The sequence below is a fragment of the Ottowia flava genome, assembly GCF_008017535.1.
Taxonomy (GTDB): Bacteria; Pseudomonadota; Gammaproteobacteria; order Burkholderiales; family Burkholderiaceae_C; genus Ottowia; species Ottowia flava.
Map to the genome: position 1 here is coordinate 1 of NZ_VRUA01000045.1, position 2,747 is coordinate 2,747.

The 2,747-nt window shown below is 67.5% G+C and carries 4 protein-coding genes; all 4 read left to right on the forward strand.

The genetic code is table 11. The features are described from left to right. Window positions 1-198, forward strand: a 198-nt coding sequence (locus tag FVQ98_RS19820; RefSeq protein WP_187265824.1) for a hypothetical protein, incomplete at its 5' end; no start/stop codon positions are given. Further along, complete coding sequence (gene tnpB / locus FVQ98_RS19465; RefSeq protein WP_147915110.1) at window positions 195-542, forward strand: IS66 family insertion sequence element accessory protein TnpB; 348 nt, start codon at window positions 195-197, stop codon at window positions 540-542. The genes FVQ98_RS19820 and tnpB, both read left to right, overlap by 4 nt. 96 nt (window positions 543-638) lie before the next feature. Continuing rightward, the gene (gene tnpC, locus FVQ98_RS19470; protein WP_147915112.1) at window positions 639-2,222 is read left to right on the forward strand and encodes an IS66 family transposase; all 1,584 of its coding nucleotides are present in this window, start codon (window positions 639-641) and stop codon (window positions 2,220-2,222) included. 64 nt (window positions 2,223-2,286) lie between these two features. After that, on the forward strand, window positions 2,287-2,747 hold a 461-nt coding region (locus FVQ98_RS19475), incomplete at its 3' end, for a hypothetical protein (RefSeq protein ID WP_222707633.1).

Here is a 2,747-nt window from a genome sequence, read left to right on the forward strand (position 1 = left end):
CTGCTGCCCGTGCAGCTCAAGCCCGAGCCGCTGCCAGTCCAGGCCGTTGCCAGCCAGAGCCCACCGGGCGCGCACCAATCTTCGAGGCCGACCGGCAGCATCGAGCTTGAAGTCGCCGGCGCGCTGGTGCGCCTGCAGGGCGACGTGAACGAAGCCAACCTGCGCAGCGTCCTGCGGGCACTGCGCCAGCGCCCGTGATCGGCCCGCGCGCGGGCGTGCGCGTGTGGCTGGTGGCCGGCGTCACCGACATGCGCTGCGGCTTTGACACCCTGGCCGCCAAAGTGCAGACCGCGCTCGCGCACAACCCCTACGAAGGCCACGTCTTCGTCTTCCGAGGCCGCCGCGGCGATCTGGTCAAACTGCTGTGGAGCGACGGCGATGGCCTGTGCCTGCTGGCCAAACGCCTGGAGCGAGGCCGCTTCGTCTGGCCGCAGGCCGACAGCGGCGCAGTGCTGCTGACGATGGCCCAACTGTCGATGCTGCTCGAAGGCATCGACTGGCGCGGTGTGCGAGCCACCTGGCAGCCGAGCGTGGCGGCGTAAAGACCCTGAGCGCACCGCGACTGCAAGAATGCGCTGTCACGTTGACAGTGCAACTCCTCTGGTAATGCCCCAGAGATGGCGGCACAGTGTGAGTCGATGACCTTCGACGAGTTGCTCGCAAACCATGCCGCCATCACCGCGCAGGCCGAGCATGATCGCCAGGCACTGCAGATCGCGCTGCTGACGATCGACAAGCTCAAGACCGAAATCGCGTACCTCAAGCGCATGCGCTACGGCCGCAGCAGCGAACGGCTCGAGCACGATACGCAGATGCTGCTGATGGACGGGATGCACGCGTCATCGTTGCCTGCGCAGTCATGCGACGACGAGAGCCTTGGCAACGTGGTCGAGCTGCAGCGCGAACGGCGCAAGCGGCAGGCAAAGGACGCCGCCTTGGCCGCTGCGAGCGATCTACCCGCCCACCTGCCACGGCGCACCGTGGTGCACCCACCGCAGCCATGCGGATGTGGGGCATGCGACAGCGACCGCCGCCAAATCGGCGCCGACGTCAGCGAGCAACTCGACTACGAGCCTGGCAGCTTCCACGTGCTGCGCCACGTGCGCCCGAAGCTGGCCTGCGGCTGCGGGCGCATCGCACAGGCGTTTGCGCCAGCACGGCCCATCACACGCGGCCTGCCCGGGGCAGGACTGCTCGCCCATGTGGCTGTCAGCAAGTTTGCCGATCACCAGCCGCTGTACAGGCAAAGCCAGATCCATGCCCGCGAAGGTGTGCCCCTCTCGCGCTCGACGCTGTGCGACTGGCTCGCTCAGGCTGCGCGGCTGCTCACACCCCTGGCCGATGCGGTGGGGCGGTATGTGCTGCAAGCGGCCAAGATCCACGGCGACGACACGCCCGTGCGCGTGCTCGGTGGCAAGGGCGCGGCTGCCAGAACCGGGCGCCTGTGGGTCTACGTGCGCGATGATCGGCCCGCTGGCGATGCATCAGCGCCCGCCGTGTGGCTGCAATACTCGGCCAACCGCAAAGGCGAACATCCGCAGCGGCACCTGCGCCACTGGAGAGGCATCCTGCAGGCCGATGCCTTCGCCGGCTACAACGCGCTGTACGAGGGTGGCGACATCATCGAGGCGGCCTGCTGGAGCCACGCGCGCAGGAAGTTCTGGGACATCCACGAGCGGCAGCATCGATTGCCCGGAACACTGGCGCACCAGGGGCTTGAGCGCATCGGCCGGCTGTTTGCGATCGAGGCCGACATCCGGGGACGACCACCCGATGAGCGATACACCGCCAGGCAGCAGCGCACGCGCGTCGAACTCGATGAGCTCAAGGCCTGGCTGGATCAGGCGCTGTCGCAGCTATCGGCCAAATCCGCCCTGGCCGGCGCGATCGGCTACACGCTGACGAACTGGCGTGCGCTCACGCGCTTCGTGGCCGATGGGCGCATCGAGGCGCACAACAACGCTGCCGAGCGGGCGCTGCGCGCAGTGGCGATCGGGCGCAAGAACTATCTGCACCTGGGCTCCGATACGGGTGGCGCGAGCGCAGCAGTGTTCTACACGCTGATCGGCACGGCCAAGCTCAATGCGATCGAACCGCAGGCGTATCTGCGCTATGTCCTGGAGCGCATCGGTGAGCATCCGATCAATCGCATCGATGAGCTGCTGCCGTGGGTCGTGGCCGAGCGAATGGGCGCCAAGCCCGATCAGCCCCTGGCCGCCTGACAGCGCCGCTGGCGGGGCAAAATCGGTGCCCATGCGCCAGCACCTGACTCTGAAGGACTTGCCGATGGCCACCAGCGCCGAGCTGTACCAGCTCAGTTGGGTCATCGAGCAACTGCTGGCCGATCCGCGGCGCATCGTGCAGGCGCGCAGCCACCTGCATCTGGGACAGCAGGTGCAGTACTTCAACTGGGACGACGGCAAGCTGCGCGCCGCGCGCGTGGTGTCAGTCAAGAACGATCGCGTGACGGTGCAGGATGAGTCGAGTCACCGCCAGATCAGCTTGCCCTACGCGGCCATCGCGACGGAGGTCGTCCCCGCGGCGCAGCAAGCAGGCGACACGGCGCACGAGGCCATCGAGCTCGCGCCGCCGCCCGAGGTTGGTCGACGGGAAGACTTCCGCGTGGGTCAGCGCGTGAGCTTCATCGATCGCGACCTACAGCATCGCATCGGACTGATCGTGCGCGTCAATCAGCAGACGGCCACTCTCGATTGCGACGGGCAGAGCTGGCGCGTGGCCTACAGTTT

What these genes read in the sequence shown, in the direction of transcription:
- tnpC (WP_147915112.1), top strand. Translation starts at nt 639, where the DNA reads ATGACCTTCGACGAGTTGCTCGCAAACCATGCCGCCATCACCGCGCAG.